This window comes from Streptomyces bugieae (assembly GCF_036352915.1).
In the GTDB taxonomy this organism is placed as follows: domain Bacteria; phylum Actinomycetota; class Actinomycetes; order Streptomycetales; family Streptomycetaceae; genus Streptomyces; species Streptomyces endophytica.
The window spans coordinates 48,214-67,528 of record NZ_JAZBJP010000015.1; the positions used below are offsets into that span (position 1 = coordinate 48,214).

Consider the following 19,315-nt stretch of genomic DNA (forward strand, 5'->3'; position numbering starts at 1 on the left):
TCCTGCCATGAGGGGGAATTTTCGTGTCCATGACGAGTACATCCGGCCCGCCGCGCGGAGTGCTGGCACGCCGGCTGGTCCAGCTCTACACGGGGCTGGTGCTGTACGGCGTGAGCATGGGGCTGATGCTCCGCGCCGGTCTGGGACTGGAGCCCTGGAGCGTACTGAACCAGGGCATATCCCGGCATACGGGGCTGTCGATCGGCACCGTCACCGTCGCCTCCGGCGCGCTGATCCTGCTGCTGTGGATCCCGCTGCGCCAGCGCCCCGGCCTGGGCACGGTGTCGAACGTGGTGATCCTCGGGGTCGTGATGGACCTGACCCTCACCTGGGTCCCGGAACTGTCCTCCCTCGGCGTCCGCATCCCGCTGCTCGCCTTCGCCGTCGTCCTCAACGGCGCGGCGACCGGCCTCTACCTCTCCGCCCGCTTCGGCCCCGGCCCGCGCGACGGTCTGATGACCGGGCTGCACCTGCGGACGGGCCGCCCGGTGCGGCTGGTGCGGACCTGCATCGAGGTGACGGTGCTGGCGGCCGGCTTCCTGCTCGGCGGCTCGATCGGCGTCGGCACGGTGGTCTACGCCCTGGCCATCGGCCCGCTGGCGCAGTTCTTCCTGCGCCGCTTCGCGATCGCCGGCCTGCCCCCGGCGCCGTCCCGGGTGGTGGCCCGCGCCACCGGGACGTCACCTTCGCGCGCGATACTGCGGGAGTGACCCCCGCGATACGCCTCCGCCACGCCTACCTGGACCACCCCGCACCGCTCCCCTTCGCCCACCGGGGCGGGGCCGCGGACGGCCTGGAGAACACCGCCGCCGCCTTCCGGCGCGCGGTCGGCCTCGGCTACCGCTATCTGGAGACCGATGTGCACACCACGTCGGACGGCAAGCTGGTGGCCTTCCACGACCCGACCCTGGACCGGGTCACCGACAGCCGCGGCGCCATCGCGGAGCTCCCCTGGCGGGCCGTGCGCCGGGCCCGGGTCGGCGGCCGCGAGCCGCTCCCGCTCTTCGAGGAACTGCTGGAGGAGTTCCCCGAGGCGCGCTGGAACGTCGACCTCAAGGCGGAGTCCGCGCTGGAGCCGCTGCTGGACCTGCTGCGCCGTACGCACGCCTGGGACCGGGTGTGCGTGGGCTCGTTCTCGGAAGCCCGGGTGGCCCGGGCGCAGTGGCTGGCCGGCGGCCGGATGGCCAGCTCGCTCGGCACCCGCGGCGTGGCCGGCCTGCGGATGCGCTCGTACGGGCGCGGGGCGCTGCCGCTGGACCGGCTGCTGGGCGCGGCGGTGCGGCGCAGCGCGGTCTGCGTCCAGGTCCCCGAGCGGCACACCGGCATCCCGGTCGTCGACGCGCTCTTCCTGCGCGCCGCGCACGCCCTGGGCATGCAGGTCCACGTCTGGACGGTCAACGACGCGGATCGCATGAAGGCCCTGCTCGACCTGGGCGTGGATGGCATCATGACCGACCAGATAGAGACGCTGCGGACGGTGCTGACCGAGCGGGGGAGCTGGGTCTGACGCCCCCGGACCGTCCGCGGCGAACGGGGTCGGGACGACGGGGGTGGGCGTGCAGAGCACAGAGGCCGTGGCGGGGGCCGTCGACGAGACGGCCGCCCGCCGCCGCGAGCAACGCGGCTGGTACTGGTACGACTGGGCGAACAGCGTCTACTCGACGAGCGTGCTCACGGTCTTCCTGGGCCCGTACCTGACCTCGGTGGCCAAGGCCGCGGCCGACCCGCACGGCTTCGTGCACCCGCTGGGCATCCCGGTGCGCGCCGGCTCCTTCTACGCGTACACGGTGTCGGTGTCGCTCCTGCTGTCCGTAGTGGTCATGCCGCTGGCCGGGGCGCTGGCCGACCGGACCGGCCGCAAGAAGCCGCTGCTGGGCGCCTGCGCGTACACCGGCGCCGCGGCGACGACCGGGATGTTCTTCCTGGGCGGTGACCGCTATCTGCTGGGCGGGGCGCTGCTGGTCGTCGCGAACGTCGGCTTCGTGGTGTCGTCGATGCTGTACAACTCCTTCCTGCCGCAGATCGCGACGCCCGACGAACGGGACGCGGTGTCCTCGCGGGGCTGGGCGTTCGGCTACGCCTCCGGGGCACTGGTGCTCGTCGCCGACCTCGTTCTCTACGGGGCGCACGACTCCTTCGGCGTCTCCGAGGGCACCGCGGTGCGCATCTGCCTGGCGTCGGCCGGGCTGTGGTGGGGCGCGTTCTCGCTGATCCCGCTGCGGCGACTGCGCGACCGGCGGGCGGCGGCCCCCGACTCCGGCTCCGGCACCGGGCCCGGCCGCGCGGAGACGGGCGGCGGCCCGCTCGGGCAGGGCTGGCGCCAGCTGCGGGAAACGCTGCGCGACATGCGCCGCCACCCGCTCACGCTGTCGTTCCTGCTGGCCTATCTCGTCTACAACGACGGCGTGCAGACGGTGATCACCCAGGCGTCGGTCTACGGCTCCGAGGAGCTCGGGCTGGACCAGACGACACTGATCATGGCGGTCCTCCTGGTGCAGGTGCTGGCCGCGGCGGGCGCCCTGCTGATGGGCCGGCTGGCCAGGCGTCACGGCGCCCGGCGGACGATCCTGGCCTCGCTGGCGGCCTGGACGCTGACGGTCACGGCCGGCTGTTTCCTGCCCGCGCGGGCGCCGGTGTGGTTCTTCGCGCTGGCCGCCGGCATCGGGCTGGTCCTGGGCGGCAGCCAGGCGCTGTCCCGGTCGCTGTTCTCGCATCTGGTCCCGCGCGGCAAGGAGGCGGAGTACTTTTCCGCGTACGAGATGAGTGACCGCGGGGTGAGCTGGCTGGGGCCGCTGGTGTTCGGGGTGGCCTACCAGCTGTCGGGCAGCTACCGGGCCGCGATCGTGTCCCTGGCGGCCTTCTTCGTGATCGGGTTCGTCCTGCTGGCGAGGGTGCCGGTGGGACGGGCGATCGCGGCGGCCGGGAACCCGGTACCTGACCGGATTTAGCCCCGGGGCGCGCGGGCCGGTAGTATACGCCTTTGGCTCACCAGGCGGACCGTTACTGCGCGCTCAAGCATGGAAGGCGCTGGGTGACATCTGCTGCCAGATGTGACAAACCGGGCGCCGGTGGGTACAACAAGGGGCGGCACGACGGGCGACGCACATGTCCCGATTACGGGAATCTTCACCGCCGACCGGACGTTGACCGGATGACGACGACAGCGACACCTGTCCTGTGGGCGACAAGCCCGGGAGGCACGATTCATGAGTGAGCGAGCTCTCCGCGGCACGCGCCTCGTGGTGACCAGCTACGAGACCGACCGCGGCATCGACCTGGCCCCGCGCCAGGCGGTGGAGTACGCATGCCAGAACGGACATCGATTCGAGATGCCGTTCTCGGTCGAGGCCGAGATTCCGCCGGAGTGGGAGTGCAAGGTGTGCGGTGCGCCCTCGCTCCTGGTGGATGGCGACGGCCCTGAGGAGAAGAAGGGTAAGCCCGCGCGTACGCACTGGGACATGCTCATGGAGCGGCGCACCCGCGAGGAGTTGGAGGAGGTGCTGGCCGAACGGCTGGCGGTCCTTCGCTCCGGCACCATGAACATCGCCGTGCATCCGCGCGACAGCAACCGCAAGTCCGCCTGACGGCACGACCTGCGGCGCAACACCAGCGCGTAAGGGCCGGGGCCACTGCACCTGTGCAGTGGCCCCGGCCCTTGCCGTGTCCGGCGTGCGGCTGCCGCGTGTCCGGCGTGCGCCGCTCGGCCCCTCAGCCGGTCAGCGGCGGGTCCTGGCGGCGCGGGGGCGACGGCTCGTCGTCGCGGATCACCTCGCCCTGGACGACCTTGCCGTCCGGGCGGTGCATCCGGGCCTGCTGGAAGGCGTCGCCGAACGACCCCGGAGCGTAGGCGACCGGCCGGTTCAGCAGCTTCTCGGCCCGCCGCCGGATCAGCCGTCCGGTCGGCGGGAAGAGGCAGAGCAGCCCGAGGACGTCGGAGACCAGCCCGGGGATCATCAGCAGCAGACCGCCGGCCATCGGCAGCGTATTGCCGCCTCCCTGGCGGTCGTTGCCCGGCGACGGCGGCGGCGCGGCGGCCGGATCGGTGCCCGACCGGAGGCCCTCGGTGAGGTTCTGCCAGGCGCGTCGGCCGGCCCGCTTGATCACGTACCCGCCGGCGATCACCCCGGCGACCAGCAGCAGGAAGACGGTCAGGCCGTTGGTGGCCCCGGCGACCAGGGTCAGCAGCCAGATCTCCAGCACCATCCAGGCGGCGATGCCCAAGGGGGCGAACCTGCGGGCGCGCGAGCGCTGGGGCGGGCGGGGATTGGGCGGGGGCATGGCTCCGAACGTCATGCCTCAAGTGTGCCTGGCGCGCCCCGCCGGACCGCCCGTGGATGACGGGAACGGATCACGTACGGGCCGCGGGCACGGGGTCAGCGGCCGCGGAGCTTGTCCAGCCGGGAGCCGACGCCCCAGGCCGTCACCCGCCACAGCGCCTCGACGACGATGTCCCGGCTCATCTTGCTGTCGCCGTGCTCCCGTTCGACGAAGGTGATCGGCACCTCGACGACGTGGTAGCCGGCCTGCACCGCGCGCCGGGCGAGGTCGACCTGGAAGCAGTAGCCCTGGGAGGCCACCTCGTCGAGCCCGAGCCCCTGGAGGGTCTCCGCGCGGAAGGCGCGGTAGCCGCCGGTGATGTCGCGCAGCGGCAGGTCCAGCGCCAGCCGGGAGTACGTGCTGCCGCCGCGGGAGATGAACTGGCGGTACTTGGGCCAGTTGACGGTCCGGCCGCCGGGCACCCAGCGGGAGCCGAGGACCAGATCGGCGCCCTTGAGGGCGGTCAGCAGCCGGGGCAGTTCCTCGGGCTGGTGCGAGCCGTCGGCGTCCATCTCGACGAGCACGCCGTAGCCCTTGTCGATGCCCCACCGGAAGCCGGCCAGATAGGCGGCGCCGAGGCCTTCCTTGCCCTTGCGGTGCAGGACGTGCACCTGCTCGTCCTCGGCGGCCAGTTCGTCGGCCAGCTTGCCGGTCCCGTCCGGGCTGTTGTCGTCCGCGACGAGGACGTGCGCCTCGGGGACGGCGGCCCGCACCCGCGAGACGACCGGCTTGATGTTCTCCGCCTCGTTGTACGTCGGGATGATCACCAAGGTGGTGCCGAGCGGACCGTACCGCCGCTGACCGTCTGTCACTGCTGCCCCTTCTCGTCCTTCGTACGCCCGCGCCGGCCGCCGATCACCGCGGCGGCACAGGACAGAAGGCCCACGATAGCGAGCGCCCATTCAGGTGCGGCGCCGACGCGGTCGGCGAGCGTCGTTTCGTTCCGCAGAGGTATGCGGGCGGAGACCACGCCCTGGGTGAATTCCGGAATCCGATGGGTGACCGTGCCGTCCGGAGCGACCACCGCGCTGATGCCGCTGGTGGCCGCGGTGACCACCGCGCGGCCGTGCTCGACGGCGCGCAGCTTGGACATCGCCAGCTGCTGCTCGGGCTGGCCGGTGCGCCCGTAGGTGGCGTTGTTGGTCTGGATGACCAGGGCCCGGGCGCCGGCGCCGACGGTGTCGTGCACGATCTCGTCGTAGGCGACCTCGAAGCAGATGACGTCGCCGAGCTTGGCGGGGCCGACCTGCAGCAGACCGGTGTGGTCACCGGGGTAGAAGTCGCGGGGCACCCGCTGGAAGCGCGTGATGATCTTGCTGAGCTGCTCCCGGAACGGCACGTACTCGCCGAACGGCACCGGGTGCTGCTTGGTGTACGACGCGCCCGGCCCCTTCTTCGGGTCCCAGACGATGCCCTCGTTGAAGACGTAGCCCTTCTTGGAGGGATGGTCCACGAGGGCGCCGACGAGCACCGGCACCCCGATCGCCTTGACCGCCTCGTCGATCCGGTCGTACGCCTGCGGGTACTGGAACGGGTCGAGGTCGGAGGAGTTCTCCGGCCAGATGACCAGGTCCGGCTTCTTGGCGCGGCCGGCCTTGATGTCGGCGGCGAGCTTCTCGGTGGCCGTGGCGTGGTTGTCGAGGATCTTCATGGGGCGGCCCAGGAAGTCCATCCCGGCCTGCTGGACGTTGCCCTGGACCACGGCGATGTCGACGGTGTCGTCGGCCTTGGTGGGGACCGGTACCAGCACCCCGGCCGCGGTGACCGCGGCGGCCAGCCCGAACGCCTCCAGCGCCGGCACCGCCCGGCGCACCGAGCCGTTGCCGCGCAGGCCCCACAGGACGGCGGCGCAGGCGGCCAGCAGCGTGCCGGCCAGCGCGACCGCGAAGGTCACCAGCGGGGCGCCGCCGAGCGCGGCGAGCGGGGTGAACGGCGAGCCGGTGTTCGCGAAGGCCAGCCGCCCCCAGGGGAAGCCGCCGAACGGCAGCCGGTCGCGGGCCCATTCCTCGGCGACCCACAGACAGGCACCCCACAGTGGCCAGGCCGGCAGCCGGGAGGTGAGCGCGAGCCCGGCGCCGAGCAGCGCCACGAAGAGCGCCTCGGCGATCGAGAGGCCGACCACCGCGTCCCAGCCGACGACGTGCAGCCACTTGAGCAGGATCAGGAAGAACGGCAGGCCGAAGGCGAGGCCGGTCCAGGCGCCCTGCCGGGCGGTCCGGCCGCGGGTCAGCAGGGCCAGCGCGGCCACCGCCAGCGGCGACAGCGGCCACAGGTCGTACGGCGGGAAGGCCAGGCCCAGTGCGACGCCGGAGACCACCGCGAGGCCGGTGCGCAGCGCCTCCCGGCGTACCAGGGAGAGCAGGCGGCGGGCCCGTCCCGGGCGGACGGAGGCGGCCGGGGCATCGGTCGCGACGGGCGGCGCCGCGCCGTCGGGCGAGGGGCCGCGCACGGCTTCTTGGGTGGTGTCGGAACCCGACGGCACGGTCACGGGCCTTCCTGCAGCAGGTCATGCGTATGTGAGCTGACCGTACATCGGATGACCGGAATCGTGGGTGCGGGGTGCGCAGAAGGTGAAGAACGCGGGAGACGGGTGCGGATAGGGGCCCGGGCGCCCTTCGGGCCGACCTGGGACCCGCTGGCTGCGGGTCGACCGAGAGCCGTTGTCTACTGAGCGTCCGGGCCCCACCCGGGTCGCACCTGCCGACCAGCCGAAACCCTCCGTCGCCCCGTACCGCTGGTGCTGGACCTGGCTCCCAGTGGCGGTGTGCCGCGGCGCACCGCCCCATGGCCCAGCTGCGTTCGACGACTGCGCGGAGGTCTCCCGGTCGGACGTCCTGTGGTGGACTCGGCCGAACCTACCGGCCGCCGACCGGCTGCTGTCAACAGGTGCTCCGCCTGCGTCGTTTTCGCGTCGTCCCAGGTCAGCAACGAGCGGCCCCTGGTGGGGCGAGTAGCGGCAAGCGCGGGCCGCGAAGGGACCTGCCCGCCCGATGTCACTCGTTCGGCGGCCCGAAGACCGTGCGGCCGCCGACGACCGTGCGCAGGCACACCGGGAGGTCCCGGCCCGGCGTGAGATCGGGCAGGCCGGGGGTGCCCGAGCGGGGGTCGGTGGACCAGCGCTCCACCCGCTCGTCGGGCGCCTGGACGACCAGGTCGCCGGTGCGCCAGACCGCGTAGTCGGCGGGCGCGCCGGGCACCAGGACGCCCGCGTCGTCCCGGCCGACGGCCCGCCAGCCGCCCCGGGTGTGGGCGGTGAAGGCGGCGCGGGCGGAGATGCCGTGGGCGGGGGTGCGGTGGAAGACCGCGGCGCGCACGGTGCCCCAGGGGTCGAGCGCGGTGACCGGGCTGTCGGAGCCCAGGGCGAGCGGCACACCGGCCTTGAGCAGCGCGGCGTACGGGTTGAGGGTGGCGGCCCGCTCGGCGCCGAGGCGGGCGGCGTACATGCCGTCGGAGCCGCCCCAGGCCGCGTCGAAGGCGGGCTGGACGGAGGCGGTGAGGGCCAGTTCGGCGAAGCCGGCGAGGGTGGCCCCGGTGAGCATCTCGGCGTGTTCGACGCGGTGCCGGGCGGCCCGGATCCGGTCCGTTCCCACCCGCTCGGCGGCGGCCCGTACGCCGTCGACGACGCCGGTCAGGGCGGCGTCGCCGATGGCGTGGAAGCCGGCCTGCAGTCCGGCCTCGGTGCAGGCGGCGACGTGGGCGGCGACCGCGTCGGCGTCGAGCTGCGCGGTGCCGGTGTGGTCGGCGTCCGCGTACGGGGCGTGCAGATGGGCGGTGTGCGAGCCCAGCGAGCCGTCGGCGAACAGATCGCCCGCGGCGCCGATCGCGCCGAGCTCACGGATCCGTTCGGCGTCCTTTGCGGATGCGACCAGCTCGGCCCAGTAACCGACGACGCGGGGGCCGGTCCCCTGCCGGGCGAGGGCGAGCAGTGCGGTGAAGTCGTCCTCGCCGGAGATCTGCGGGCCGGCGCATTCGTGGATGCTGCCGATGCCGAGGGCGGCGGCCCGGGCCAGTGTGGCGGCCTGCGCCTCGGCGCGCTGGGCGGGGGTGACGGTGGCGAACGCGGCGCGGCGGACCGCGTGGTGGGCGTCGCCGGTCAGCGGGGCGTCGGCGCGGAACCCCACGCGGTCGCGGATGCCGGGGACCAGGTCCAGCAGGGCGGTGGTGACGACCGCGGAGTGCACGTCGACCCGGGTGAGGTAGAGCGGCCGGCCGCCGGTGGCGGCGTCCAGTTCGGCGCGGGACGGCGGGCGGCCCTCGGGCCAGGCGCTGGCGTCCCAGCCGTGCCCGAGCAGGATCCGGTCGGCGGGGCGGGCGTCGGCGTAGGCACGGACCCGGGCCAGCGCGTCGGACAGCGAGGTGACGCCGAGCAGGTCGAGGCCGGTGAGGGCGAGCCCGGTGGCCGTGGTGTGCACATGTGCGTCCGTGAACGCCGGGGCGACCAGCGCCCCGTCCAGCCGGACGACCTCGTCGACGCCGTCGGCGAACGAGTCCGCCGCACCCTCCTCGCCGACCCAGGCGATGCGGTCACCCTCCACGACCATGGCGGTGGCGAAGGGGTCGGCGGGACTGTGCACCTCACCGCCGCGCAGCAGAACGGTGCGGGGAGAAGCCGGATCGGGGATGTGCTCGCTCATACCGGACAGTCTGGCCCCTGCGTGGGCACGCTCCGCACGCAGGGGGTGCCCCAGGGTGTGCTTCCGGTCAGATGCGCGGCGGGCGGGACTCGTACGGGGTGGACAGCACGACGGTGGTGCGGGTCGAGACCCCGGCGAGGCTGCGGATGCGGGTGAGCAGGTGCTCCAGTTCGAGCGGGGTGGCGACCCGGACCTTGAGGATGTAGTTCTCGTCGCCGGCGACGCTGTGGCAGGCCTCCAGCTCCGGGACCTCGGCGAGCCGGTCGGCGATGTCGTCGGGGGCGCTGGGATCGAAGGGTTTGACCGAGATGAAGGCGGTGAGCGGCAGGCCCACGGCTTCCGGGTCCACGATCGCGGCGTAGCCGCGGATCACACCGCGCTGCTCCAGGCGGCGCACCCGCTGGTGCACCGCCGAGGTGGACAGGCCGGTGGCCTTGCCCAGGTCGGTGTAGCTCATCCGCCCGTCCTTGACGAGCAGATCCACGATTTGTCGGTCCAACTCCTCCACCCGTTCAACCTACTGTGCGCGGGCGCGTATGCGCATCGCGCGCCGGATCGTGGACACCTCCGCGCCCTCTCGTGTGACCAATGCCACATGGGTGAACCCGTGTCCGCGGGGCAGCCGCGATTATGCGCGCGGCATGAAGGGAATTGCTGGTGGTGGCCAGGACCGCCCGTCAAGGAAGTCAGCGGTCCCCGCGGCCCACCCGAGGGGGATGGACATCATGCGACGCCTTCAGCAGGACTCCGCCGCCGCGAACATCGGCGCCCAGGAGGGCGACAGTTCCGGCGACGACGACGCGTACGACGCCTTCGACACCTTCGAGATCTACCGGGTGACCTGCCCCGACTGCCTGCAGCCGATCGCGCTGCTGGCGGACGAGGACACCCTTCCCGAGCACGCGCTGTGCCCGACTCCGTGGAACCCGTTCGGACTGACGGTGTGCCAGGGTTCCGGCCGCCCGGTGGCCGAGGCCCCGGAGACCGAGGACGCGCTGGACGCCCAGGAGCAGGACGCGGCCGTGCTGCTGACCCTGCCGGAGGGCCTGGACTGGCGCCGCCAGCCGTTCTCGCACATCGGCGGGCCCGGCACCCGTCCGCTGCGGGTGCCGCGGATGCGCCGCAGCGCCTGACCTCCCGCCCGCGGCCGTCCGGCGGCCGCGGCGGTCCTCGTACGCGTACGGGGCCCAGGGCCCGGCCTCAGCGGCTCACCAGTACCGGCCCTCGATCATCGCCTCCAGACTGGCCCGGTGAAGGATCAGCGCATCGGCGTCCTCCGGTACCGGCACCTCCCCGAAGTGCACCTGTCGGTAGGCCACTCTCAGCATCACGACGGCGTGCCGCAGCGCCGCGTAGAGGGTGTGGAACTCCATGTCGCGCGGGGTGTGCCCGGTGAGCCGGGCGTAGCGGCTCTCGACGGCGTCCCGGCGCAGCAAGCCGGGCAGTCCCCGCTGGCCGCTGCCCTCCGTGAGGTCCTGGAAGAAGCGGTGGAGGTAGATCATCCAGCCCAGGTCCAGTTCCCGGGGCCCGAGCGCGGCCATTTCCCAGTCGAGTACGGCGGCGGGTTCGAAACCGTCGTAGACGATGTTGCCGATCCGGGCGTCGCCCCAGGTCAGGACGGTCTCGCCGGGGTCGGCGGGCCAGTGGTCGGCGAGCCAGGCGAAGCCGCGCTCGATCAGCGGCGAGCGGGGCTTTCCCGCGACGACCCAGGCGTAGTAGGCGCGTTGGGCCGCGACGTGCCGCCGCAGGGCGCTCCCGGTTCCGGCGGCGGCCAGGAAGTCGGCCTCGGCGAGCGGGACTTGGTCGTGGAGCCGGGCGAGCACCCCGACGCTGGCGGCCTCCAGCCGGTCGCGTTCGGCGTCGGTGGCTCCGGAGAGCCAATTCCCCTCGTACGTATAGGGCATGACGTCCGGCGGCACCCGGCCGTCGGCCCGGGCCATGACGAAGAACGGGGCGCCGAGGTACGCCGGGTCCTCCTCCAGCCAGAGCGTGCGGGGCACCGGGAGGTCGGTGTGCGCGGCGACCAGCCGCATGGTGCGGTACTGGCGGGGCATGTCGTAGCGCGGGAAGACGGTGTACGCGGCCGGGTCGGCGGCCAGCCGCAGCGCGCAGGAGAGGGGGGTCCCTCCCGGTTCGAGCGCCGTCGAGAGCGTGGGGGACGGGGCCCCGGGGTGCTCGATGTCGAAGAGCAGCGTCTCGCTGGACATGCCGTTGGAGCCGGGGACGGTGGTGTGGGTGGCGCGGGCGCCGGGGAGTCGGGTACCGAGCCAGGCGGTGAGCCGGGAGGTGAGCTCGCCGGGGTCGCGGGTGGTGGTGCGGGGCCGGGGCGCGGTGCTCATCGGTCCGCCTCCGGGGCCACCGCCGCGTAGCCGGTGAAACCGCTGGGGTCGTGGCGCCCGAAGCTGCCGTGCTCGAAGATCCCGTAGCCGGTGCGGCCGTCGAGGGTGAAGCGGGCGGCGTGGTCGGTGACGCCGTAGGCGGCATGGGGGTGTGCCGCCGGGTCCTTGAGGTCGTAGCTGCGCCGGTCGGTCCAGCCGCGGCCGCGCCAGGTGCCGTGCTGCCAGTCACCGTCGGGGTCGGCGGGGGGATAGCCGGCGCCGACGGCCAGGGGCGAGGAGGTGAGGATCTCGGCGGTGAGGTCCAGGGGTTCGCGGGCCGGGCCGGTGAGGTGCACGACCGCGCGCTCGGGGTGCCGGGTGCCGGGCCGGTAGGTGATGTCCGTGTGGGGCCAGCCGAGTTGGGCGTCGGGGCGGTCCGGGCGGACCAGCCGCGCCTCGTTCAGGGTGCGGTACCCGTCGGCGTCCTCCTGGACGATGACCATGACGAACCGGTCGTCGAAGCGGACCGGGCACCAGATCCAGTGGAAGCCCTCGGGCCGCAGCTCCTCCCCGGCCCGGCCGGGGTCCTCGCCGGGGATCGGCCGCACACCCCAGCTGCGGTCGCGGGTCCCGGTCCACTCCCCCGCCGTGACGGCGATCTCCTCCCCCGCGACGCGGATGCGGCCGGTGCAGGTGCCCGCCTGGACGAACCGGCGGGCCTGGAGCGTCAGCCGGTCGCCGCGGTACTGGGTGTGGTGCGGTTCCCAGGTCGCCGGGAAGGCCGCGGTCCAGGTCAGGTCGTACGCCAGGCCGTCCGGGTCGCCGGGGTCCGCGGCGCAGGTCAGCCGCAGCCGGGCGAGCGGCTCCTCGACAATGATCGTGAGCGGGCCGACGGTGAGCGCCATCCGGTCGTCGGTGAGCGCGTCGGAGGCCCGTACGGCGTGCAGCCGGTCGCCGAGGCGGAGGGTGGCGTAGGCGTCGATCACCCCGGTGTTGGGGTAGACGCCGAGGCCGGCGATCAGCAGGGCCCGGCCCGAGTGGTCCAGGACGTGGAAGATGCACCGGTCGTAGGCGTTGCGGTCGCCGGTGGCGACGTGCCGCAGGGACAGCGGAACCTGGTGGATCGGGTATTCGTCGAGCGCGATGGGACGGTCGGACACTTCTCCTCCTGGGCGCTCGGGCAGGCCGGGCACCGCCCGGACTCGCGGGCCGCGGCGGGGAGTTGACGGTACGTCAGCTCGGCGCGGACGGCCAGACCCCGGTCGGGGTGAGGGGTGTCGACAGCGGCGGGCGGGCCGGGTACGCCGGCCCGCCCGGTGGGGATCAGCGGCCTTCCGGGCCCGCGAGGTGGCGGGCGATGACCATCCGCTGGATCTGGTTGGTGCCCTCGACGATCTGGAGGACCTTGGCCTCGCGCATGTAGCGCTCGACCGGGAAGTCGAGGGTGTAGCCGTAGCCGCCGAGGAGCTGGACGGCGTCGGTGGTGACCCGCATCGCGGTGTCGGTGCAGAATAGCTTGGCCATCGCCGCCTCCTTGGAGAACGGCAGACCGGCGTCGCGCAGCCGGGCGGCGGTGAGGTAGAGCGCCCGGCCGGCCTCGATCTGGGTGGCCATGTCGGCCAGCATGAAGCGCAGGCCCTGGAAGTCCACCAGGGGGCGGCCGAACTGCCGGCGCTCGGCGGTGTACGACAGCGCCTCGTCCAGCGCCGCCTGTGCGAGGCCGACGGCGCAGGCGGCGATGCCCAGGCGGCCGGAGTCCAGGGCGGACAGCGCGATGGCGAAGCCCTGGCCCTCGTCGCCGATGCGGCGGGCGTCGGGGACGCGGACGCCGTCGAAGTGCAGCTGGGCGGTCGGGGAACCCTTCATGCCCATCTTGCGCTCGGGGGCGGCGGCGCTCAGGCCGTCGGCGTCGCCGGGGACGAGGAAGGCGGTGATGCCGTGGGCGCCGCTGCCGCCGGTACGGGCCAGGACGGTGTAGAAGTCGGCCACGCCGCCGTGGGTGGTCCAGGCCTTGGTGCCGCTCAGGGTCCAAGTGTCGCCCTCGCGCTCGGCGCGGGTGGTCAGCGAGGCGGCGTCGGAGCCGGAGGACGGCTCGGAGAGGCAGTAGGCGCCCAGCAGGCCGCCACCGAGCATGGCGGGGAGGTGTTCGGCGCGCTGTTCCTTCGTGCCGTAGCCGGCGAGGGCGTGGCAGGCGAGGGTGTGCACGCTGACGCCGAGGCCGACGGTGAGGCGGGCGGCCGCGAGCTCCTCGACGACCTGGAGGTAGACCTCGTAGGGCTGGCCGCCCCCGCCGAATTCCTCGTCGTAGGGCAGTGAGAGCAGTCCGGATTCCGACAGCAGCCGGAAGGTCTCGCGGGGGAAGCGGCCGGCGTCCTCCTCCTCGGCGGCGGTCGGCCTGATCTCGCGCTCGGCGAGCTCTCGCACGAGCGTCATCAGGTCGCGGGCTTCCTCCGTGGGCAGCCTGCGGTCCACCGGCCGGGGGCCGTACTCGGTCATGGCGGCGCTCTCCTCCCTGTCGGGCGCTGCGGCGACACGCGCGCGGGGTGGGCGGCGGCGCCGTTTCCGTGGTGCCAGGCCGATGATCGCTTTCCGGGTCTCGGAAGGCGATGACCTGCGGCTGTGGCGCTAGGAGTATGCCCGATCGGCGGCCCCGCGTCACGGGTTGATCAACAGCGGGTACGGGTTCCGGCCCGCTACCCGGAAGGCACGCGGTGCCGCTACCGCCCCTCGGTGAAATTGGTCCGAACCATTGACGCACTGGTCTAGTCCTTCTACCTTCTCCTCAACGTTCAACGCGTTCATGCCAATTCGGAACGCAGGTCATCAAGGCTTCCCCCTCGCCCCCCTCCGAGGAGACGACATGCTCAGACCGCACCGGATGCGATCGCCGCGCCGGCTGATCGCCGCCGCCACCGCGCTGTGTACCGCGGCGCTGGCCGGCACCCTGCTCGCCGGACCGGCCTCGGCCCACCCGTCGGGCACCCACCACTCCTCCGCGGCCGCCGTCCCCACGGCGAAGCCGGCCGCGGCGGGCGGCAAGGTGGTCGGATACTTCACCAACTGGGGTGTCTACGACCGCAATTACCACGTCAAGAACATCGAGACGTCCGGGTCGGCGGCCAAGCTGACGCACATCAACTACGCCTTCGGCAACGTCCAGGGCGGCAGGTGCGCCATCGGTGACTCCTACGCCGACTACGACAAGGCCTACACCGCCGACCAGAGCGTCGACGGCAAGGCGGACACCTGGGACGCCGGTGCGCTGCGCGGCAACTTCAACCAGCTCAGGAAGCTCAAGAAGCTGCACCCGGGCCTCAAGGTGATCTGGTCCTTCGGCGGCTGGACCTGGTCCGGCGGCTTCGGCGAGGCCGCCAAGAACCCGGCCGCCTTCGCCCAGTCCTGCTACGACCTGGTCGAGGACCCGCGCTGGGCGGACGTCTTCGACGGCATCGACATCGACTGGGAGTACCCCAACGCCTGCGGGCTGACCTGCGACACCAGCGGGAAGGACGCCTTCACGGGCGTCATGAAGGCGCTGCGGGCGAAGTTCGGCCAGAACAACCTGGTGACCGCGGCGATCACCGCGGACGCCTCGGCCGGCGGCAAGATGGAGGCCGCCGACTACGCGGGCGCGGCCCAGTACGTCGACTGGTACAACCCGATGACGTACGACTACTTCGGCGCCTGGGACGCCAAGGGCCCGACCGCACCGCACTCCCCGCTCTCGTCGTACAGCGGCATCCCCAAGGCCGGCTTCAACACCACCGACACCATCACCAAGCTGAAGAGCCTCGGGGTGCCGGCGAGCAAGCTGCTGCTGGGCATCGGCTTCTACGGCCGTGGCTGGTCGGGCGTCACCCAGGACGCGCCGGGCGGCACGGCGACCGGCGCGGCGCCGGGCAAGTACGAGGCCGGCATCGACGACTACAAGGTGCTCAAGACCCGCTGCCCGGCCACCGGCAAGGTGGGCGGCACCGCCTACGCCAAGTGCGGTGACCAGTGGTGGAGTTACGACACCCCGGAGACCATCGGGACCAAGATGGCCTTCAAGAACGCCCAGGGCCTGGGCGGCACGTTCTTCTGGGAACTGAGCGGTGACACCACCAACGGCGAGCTGATCAAGGCCATCAACTAGCCGTCGGGACAAGGAACGCGGACGGGCGGGAGGTGGCGGCCTCCCGCCCGTCCGGCATGCCGCCCCGCCGGCCTCAGGCGGGCGGCCGCGGCGGGGCCGGGCAGGCCGGTTCGAACTCCTCGATCAGCCGGAGGGTGTCGCCCAGCCCGCGCACCAGCAGCGCCACCACCGTCTCGCGGGGCAGCTCCTGTTCCCCGATCCAGTCCAGGGTGACGCCCTCGACGCTGGAGAGCCAGCCGGTCAGCGCGGTGCGGGCGAGCGGCGGGATGTCGGTACGGCCCCAGGCGCCGAGCGCGATGGTGCCGAGCAACCGGGCACGCACCGTGTCGCGGATCGCCATGACCTCCGCGTCGAAGCCGACCCCGCCGGTGACGATGGTGCGGTAGGCGGCCTGGTGGTGCTGGGCGTAGCGCAGATAGCCGTCGACGGTGCGCTGGACGCGTTCGACCGGCGGCAGGTCATGGGTGGCGCCGGCCCGCTCGACGAGCTCGGCCACCGCGTCCTCGATGATCGCGAGGTAATAGCCGCGCTTGTTCGTGAAGTAGTAGTAGATCAGGCCCTTGGCGACGCCGGCCTGGCGGGCGATGTCGTCCATCGACAGCGCGTCGTAGGAGGTGTCGGCGAACAACTTCCGTCCGGTGGCTATCAGTTCGGCGCGGCGCGCCTGGGAGCGCACGGTGCCGCGAGCGGCCGGGGAGCCGCTCGCACCGCGCTGTTGACTCTTATTCAAAATCCGCCCTAGTCTCCAACTGCCAAGCGTTTCAGGCAGTATGACAGAGCGTCACCACCTGCGGCGGCCGCACTCCGCAGGGCTCCACCGGCACTTCCCTCGCGCATTCGACCGCTGCCCCGGGGAGGACGCAGTGAGCTCAACGACGAACATCTCGCCCGAGGGGCGAACCTCATGGAAGAAGACCGCCGTGGTGGCGCTGCCCGCGGTGTTCGCCGTGGGCGCGTTGGCGACGGTGATGGCGCAGGGCGCGCTGGCCGCCTCCTTCGCCGTCTCCGGCACCCACTTCCAGGTCTCGTCGGGCCGGCTGACCAGCAGCGGCCTGGCCTCGTACGTCCACACCGACCGGGACACCGACGGCCGGGGACACCCGGTGGCGCTGCTGGGCATCGGCAAGGCATCGCTCGCCGACATCTGCCAGTCGGCGCAGGTGCGGACGCCGGTGGGCACGGTCGTCTTCAAGCTGACCGCGGGCGGTCCGGCCGGTCCGGTCAGCGCCGACAGCCTGGTCATCGACGGTGCGGACCTGGTCGGCGACGCCCGGTTCGGCACCGCCCAGATCGGCCGGGACGCCTCCTCGCTGGACGCCGTACCGGGGGTGCACGGCCCGAAGGGCGCGTTCGGGCTCCAGGCCGGTGACATCGAGGTCGCCGGCGTCCGGTCCCACGCCTGGTCGGCCACCGGCGGGAACTTCCGCCTCAAGGGGCTGCGGGTGAGCGTGAGCCTGGACGGCCGGAAGTGTTTCTGAGCGCACCGCGCGCCCGGTGCGGGACCTGGCTGGAACGGCAGCTGCCCTGGCCGGACCGGCGGGCCCGGCTGCGCCGCTGGCGCCGGACCCGCCCGTTCTGGGCCGGGCTGCTGCTCCTGCTCGGCGGCGCGGAGCTGCTGCTGGTCCCGCTGTCGCCACTGGGTGTCCTGGTGAGCCTGGGCCTCGGCGGGCTGGCGGCGCTGGGCATCGGGCTGGCGCTGATGGTGGCGGGCCTGTTCCTGTGGTGCGCCCCCGCCGCGCACCACTACGTCAGCATCAACGCCCTGATCCTCTCCGTCCTCTCCTTCGCCGCGACCAACCTCGGCGGCTTCCTGGTGGGCATGGGCCTGGGGATCGCCGGCGGCGCCATGGGCTTCGGCTGGACCCCGGCCCGGCCGGAGGGCGCCGGCGGTGCCGAGGGCGGCGCCCGGGCACGGGACGCCGGCCGTACGGTCACCAAGGTGCTCGCCGTGGGTCTGCCGGCCGCGCTGCTCGCCGCGGTCGGCGGCCCGGCTCCGCAGGCCCGTGCGGCCGGCGGGATCCCCGCGCCGCCGCGCCCGCCGACCGTGACCACCACGATGTTCGCGCCGCAGGGCTTCACCCTGGCCGGGGTGGCGGAGGTGCCGACCGCCGACGGCCCGGTCACGGCGATGGTGCTGCGGATGAAGGCGGCGTCCCTGACCGACTACCGCCTGATCACCCGCGACCGCACCGGCCCCCAACTCGCCCTGAAGGCGGACACGTTGAGCCTCAAGGGCGAGGTGACCCTCTATCTCACCAGGTTCAGCTGCTGCCTGGAGGGCGTGCTCTGCCTGACCTTCACCCCCGACACCCTCCCGGTCCCGCCGGTCGTGCCGCCGTTCGTCTACATGACGGACGTGGACGCCGAACAGGCCCTGATCACCTCGGATCTGATCACGGCGGACGGCCTGCGGCTGCGGGCGGGAACCCGGCACGCCTGAGCGACGGCGGACAGGCGGGGTTTACGGTTCCGTTCCGGCCGAGCACCATCGGCACGTACGGTGCAGGAGCCGCTGCGGAGAGGTGACACGTGGTCAACCCCTGGCTGGCGATGGAGGCCGGCGCCGATCCGGTGGAACGCACCCGCACGGTGCGCCGGGCCCATGCCGCGTTCCTGGCCGACGGGACCGTCGCCCCGCCGGTCCGCCGGGTCGTCGCCGAGTCCTGGCGCCGGTCCGCACACGCGCGGGCCGCGTGGGACGGCGCCGCGCCGATCGAGCTGGACGACGCGGCGCTCCGGGCCCACCGCGAGAGCCATCCACTGGCCCGCGCGATGCCCGTCTTCCGGGACCTGCTGGGCAGCTTCGCGCAGGACGGGGCGCATCTGCTGGCCGTCTGCGACCAGCAGGGGCGGCTGCTGTGGGTGGAGGGGCACCGCGGGGTGCGGCGCAGCGCCGAGCGGATGAACTTCGTGGTCGGCGCGCGCTGGGACGAGCCGCACGCCGGCACCAACGCCCCCGGCACCGCGCTCGCCGCCGACCACGCCGTGCAGATCTTCGCCGCCGAGCACTACAACCGGCAGGTGCAGCGCTGGACCTGTGCCGCCGCGCCGCTGCACGATCCGCGGACCGGGCGGCTGCTGGGCGCGGTGGACATCACCGGCGGCGACCATCTGGCGAGCCCGCACAGCCTGGCCCTGGTGCAGGCCACCGCCCGGGCCGCGGAGGCCCATCTCGCGGCCGGGGCGCCGGAACCGGGCGCGTGCCTGTCCGTACTCGGCCGGGACGAGGCGCTGCTGGTCGTCGACGGCCGGCGGCTGCGGCTCGGACGCCGGCACAGCGAGATCGTGCTGCTGCTGGCCCGCCATCCCGCGGGCCTGACGGGTGATCAGCTCGCGGTGCAGCTGTACGGCGAGCGCGAGGTGCGCCCGGTGACGCTGCGCGCCGAGCTGTCCCGGCTGCGGCAGCTCGTCGGCGGGCTGCTGCACTCGCGTCCGTACCGCCTGAGCCGGCCGGTGGAGACCGATCTCGGCACGGTCGAGGAACGGCTGGCGGCCGGCGATCCGTGGTCCGCGCTGGACGGTTACGGCGGCCCGCCGCTGCCGTCGTCGGAGGCGCCCGGCGTGCGGCGACTGCGGGACGCAGCTGCGGACCGGCTGCGCGCCGCACTGCTCGCCGGGCGCGATCCGGGGCTGCTGGGCGCGTGGTCCCGTACGCCGTGGGGCGAGGACGACCTGGAGGTCTGGGAGGCCCTGGTGGACGCGCTGCCGGAGCGGTCACCGGCCCGCGGCGCCCCGCGCGCCACCGCGGACCGGCTGCGCGCCGAGTACGGCCTGCCCGACGGCGCGGTGCCCGCCCCGGCCGCCGCGCGGGTCGCAACGTTCCGGCAACCTCCGCGGCCCTAGGGTGCGCCCATCGCCCGCCGCACGGGAGCGGCGGGCAACAGCGCCGAGAGTGATGGGGAGGCCGCCTC

The 19,315-nt window shown here is 73.4% G+C and carries 18 protein-coding genes; 9 read left to right on the top strand and 9 right to left on the bottom strand.

All coding sequences use genetic code 11. From position 1 onward, the window contains the following. Window positions 1-29 precede the first annotated feature (29 nt). The 4 genes from yczE (at window position 30) to V2J85_RS22570 (ending at window position 3,584) form a co-directional block, all read left to right on the top strand. Window positions 30-710: a membrane protein YczE gene (gene yczE / locus V2J85_RS22555; RefSeq protein WP_261954413.1), complete on the top strand. Its 681-nt coding sequence runs from the start codon at window positions 30-32 to the stop codon at window positions 708-710. After that, the gene (locus V2J85_RS22560) at window positions 707-1,507 is read left to right on the top strand and encodes a glycerophosphodiester phosphodiesterase family protein (RefSeq protein ID WP_410011222.1); all 801 of its coding nucleotides are present in this window, start codon (window positions 707-709) and stop codon (window positions 1,505-1,507) included. The genes yczE and V2J85_RS22560 overlap by 4 nt, the downstream gene beginning before the upstream one ends. A 49-nt stretch (window positions 1,508-1,556) precedes the next feature. Continuing rightward, window positions 1,557-2,948 carry an MFS transporter gene (locus tag V2J85_RS22565; RefSeq protein WP_410011223.1) on the top strand — a complete coding sequence of 464 codons (1,392 nt, stop codon included), beginning with the start codon at window positions 1,557-1,559 and terminating at the stop codon, window positions 2,946-2,948. A gap of 258 nt (window positions 2,949-3,206) precedes the next feature. Then, window positions 3,207-3,584: an RNA polymerase-binding protein RbpA gene (locus V2J85_RS22570; RefSeq protein ID WP_026170122.1), complete on the top strand. Its 378-nt coding sequence runs from the start codon at window positions 3,207-3,209 to the stop codon at window positions 3,582-3,584. 124 nt (window positions 3,585-3,708) lie between these two features. On the opposite strand, the gene fxsA is transcribed toward V2J85_RS22570, so the two are convergent. The 5 genes from fxsA to V2J85_RS22595 form a co-directional block, all read right to left on the bottom strand. Next, window positions 3,709-4,293: an FxsA family membrane protein gene (gene fxsA / locus V2J85_RS22575; protein ID WP_261954415.1), complete on the bottom strand. Its 585-nt coding sequence runs from the start codon at window positions 4,291-4,293 to the stop codon at window positions 3,709-3,711. 80 nt (window positions 4,294-4,373) lie between these two features. Next, window positions 4,374-5,129, bottom strand: coding sequence for a polyprenol monophosphomannose synthase (locus V2J85_RS22580; RefSeq protein WP_261954416.1), 756 nt, complete (start codon window positions 5,127-5,129; stop codon window positions 4,374-4,376). Then, the gene (gene lnt, locus V2J85_RS22585) at window positions 5,126-6,799 is read right to left on the bottom strand and encodes an apolipoprotein N-acyltransferase (RefSeq protein ID WP_261957311.1); all 1,674 of its coding nucleotides are present in this window, start codon (window positions 6,797-6,799) and stop codon (window positions 5,126-5,128) included. Before lnt ends, V2J85_RS22580 begins: the two co-directional genes overlap by 4 nt. A 511-nt stretch (window positions 6,800-7,310) precedes the next feature. After that, a complete protein-coding gene (locus V2J85_RS22590; RefSeq protein WP_330822567.1) occupies window positions 7,311-8,951 on the bottom strand; it encodes an amidohydrolase in 1,641 nt (546 codons plus the stop codon). 67 nt (window positions 8,952-9,018) lie between these two features. Then, window positions 9,019-9,459 carry an Lrp/AsnC family transcriptional regulator gene (locus V2J85_RS22595; RefSeq protein WP_261954418.1) on the bottom strand — a complete coding sequence of 147 codons (441 nt, stop codon included), beginning with the start codon at window positions 9,457-9,459 and terminating at the stop codon, window positions 9,019-9,021. 208 nt (window positions 9,460-9,667) lie between these two features. On the opposite strand from V2J85_RS22595, the gene V2J85_RS22600 reads away from it, so the two are divergent. Beyond that, a complete protein-coding gene (locus V2J85_RS22600; protein ID WP_261954419.1) occupies window positions 9,668-10,084 on the top strand; it encodes a hypothetical protein in 417 nt (138 codons plus the stop codon). Between the two features lie 75 nt (window positions 10,085-10,159). On the opposite strand, the gene V2J85_RS22605 is transcribed toward V2J85_RS22600, so the two are convergent. The 3 genes from V2J85_RS22605 to V2J85_RS22615 form a co-directional block, all read right to left on the bottom strand. After that, the gene (locus V2J85_RS22605; RefSeq protein WP_330822568.1) at window positions 10,160-11,290 is read right to left on the bottom strand and encodes a phosphotransferase family protein; all 1,131 of its coding nucleotides are present in this window, start codon (window positions 11,288-11,290) and stop codon (window positions 10,160-10,162) included. Continuing rightward, on the bottom strand, window positions 11,287-12,429 hold the full coding sequence (locus V2J85_RS22610; protein ID WP_330822570.1) for an Rv3169 family protein: 1,143 nt from the start codon (window positions 12,427-12,429) through the stop codon (window positions 11,287-11,289). Before V2J85_RS22610 ends, V2J85_RS22605 begins: the two co-directional genes overlap by 4 nt. 163 nt (window positions 12,430-12,592) lie before the next feature. Further along, a complete protein-coding gene (locus V2J85_RS22615; RefSeq protein ID WP_261954422.1) occupies window positions 12,593-13,765 on the bottom strand; it encodes an acyl-CoA dehydrogenase family protein in 1,173 nt (390 codons plus the stop codon). Between the two features lie 364 nt (window positions 13,766-14,129). Between V2J85_RS22615 and V2J85_RS22620 the strand changes: the two genes are divergently transcribed. Beyond that, the gene (locus tag V2J85_RS22620; protein WP_330822571.1) at window positions 14,130-15,404 is read left to right on the top strand and encodes a glycoside hydrolase family 18 protein; all 1,275 of its coding nucleotides are present in this window, start codon (window positions 14,130-14,132) and stop codon (window positions 15,402-15,404) included. A gap of 73 nt (window positions 15,405-15,477) precedes the next feature. On the opposite strand, the gene V2J85_RS22625 is transcribed toward V2J85_RS22620, so the two are convergent. After that, the gene (locus tag V2J85_RS22625; protein WP_261954424.1) at window positions 15,478-16,134 is read right to left on the bottom strand and encodes a TetR/AcrR family transcriptional regulator; all 657 of its coding nucleotides are present in this window, start codon (window positions 16,132-16,134) and stop codon (window positions 15,478-15,480) included. A gap of 238 nt (window positions 16,135-16,372) precedes the next feature. Between V2J85_RS22625 and V2J85_RS22630 the strand changes: the two genes are divergently transcribed. The 3 genes from V2J85_RS22630 to V2J85_RS22640 all read left to right on the top strand — a co-directional run bounded on the left by V2J85_RS22630 (window position 16,373) and on the right by V2J85_RS22640 (window position 19,247). After that, complete coding sequence (locus tag V2J85_RS22630; RefSeq protein WP_330822618.1) at window positions 16,373-16,882, top strand: DUF6230 family protein; 510 nt, start codon at window positions 16,373-16,375, stop codon at window positions 16,880-16,882. Next, window positions 16,873-17,844 carry a DUF6114 domain-containing protein gene (locus V2J85_RS22635; RefSeq protein WP_330822573.1) on the top strand — a complete coding sequence of 324 codons (972 nt, stop codon included), beginning with the start codon at window positions 16,873-16,875 and terminating at the stop codon, window positions 17,842-17,844. Before V2J85_RS22630 ends, V2J85_RS22635 begins: the two co-directional genes overlap by 10 nt. Before the next feature lie 89 nt (window positions 17,845-17,933). Beyond that, on the top strand, window positions 17,934-19,247 hold the full coding sequence (locus tag V2J85_RS22640) for a GAF domain-containing protein (RefSeq protein ID WP_330822574.1): 1,314 nt from the start codon (window positions 17,934-17,936) through the stop codon (window positions 19,245-19,247). The last annotated feature ends 68 nt before the right edge of the window (window positions 19,248-19,315 follow it).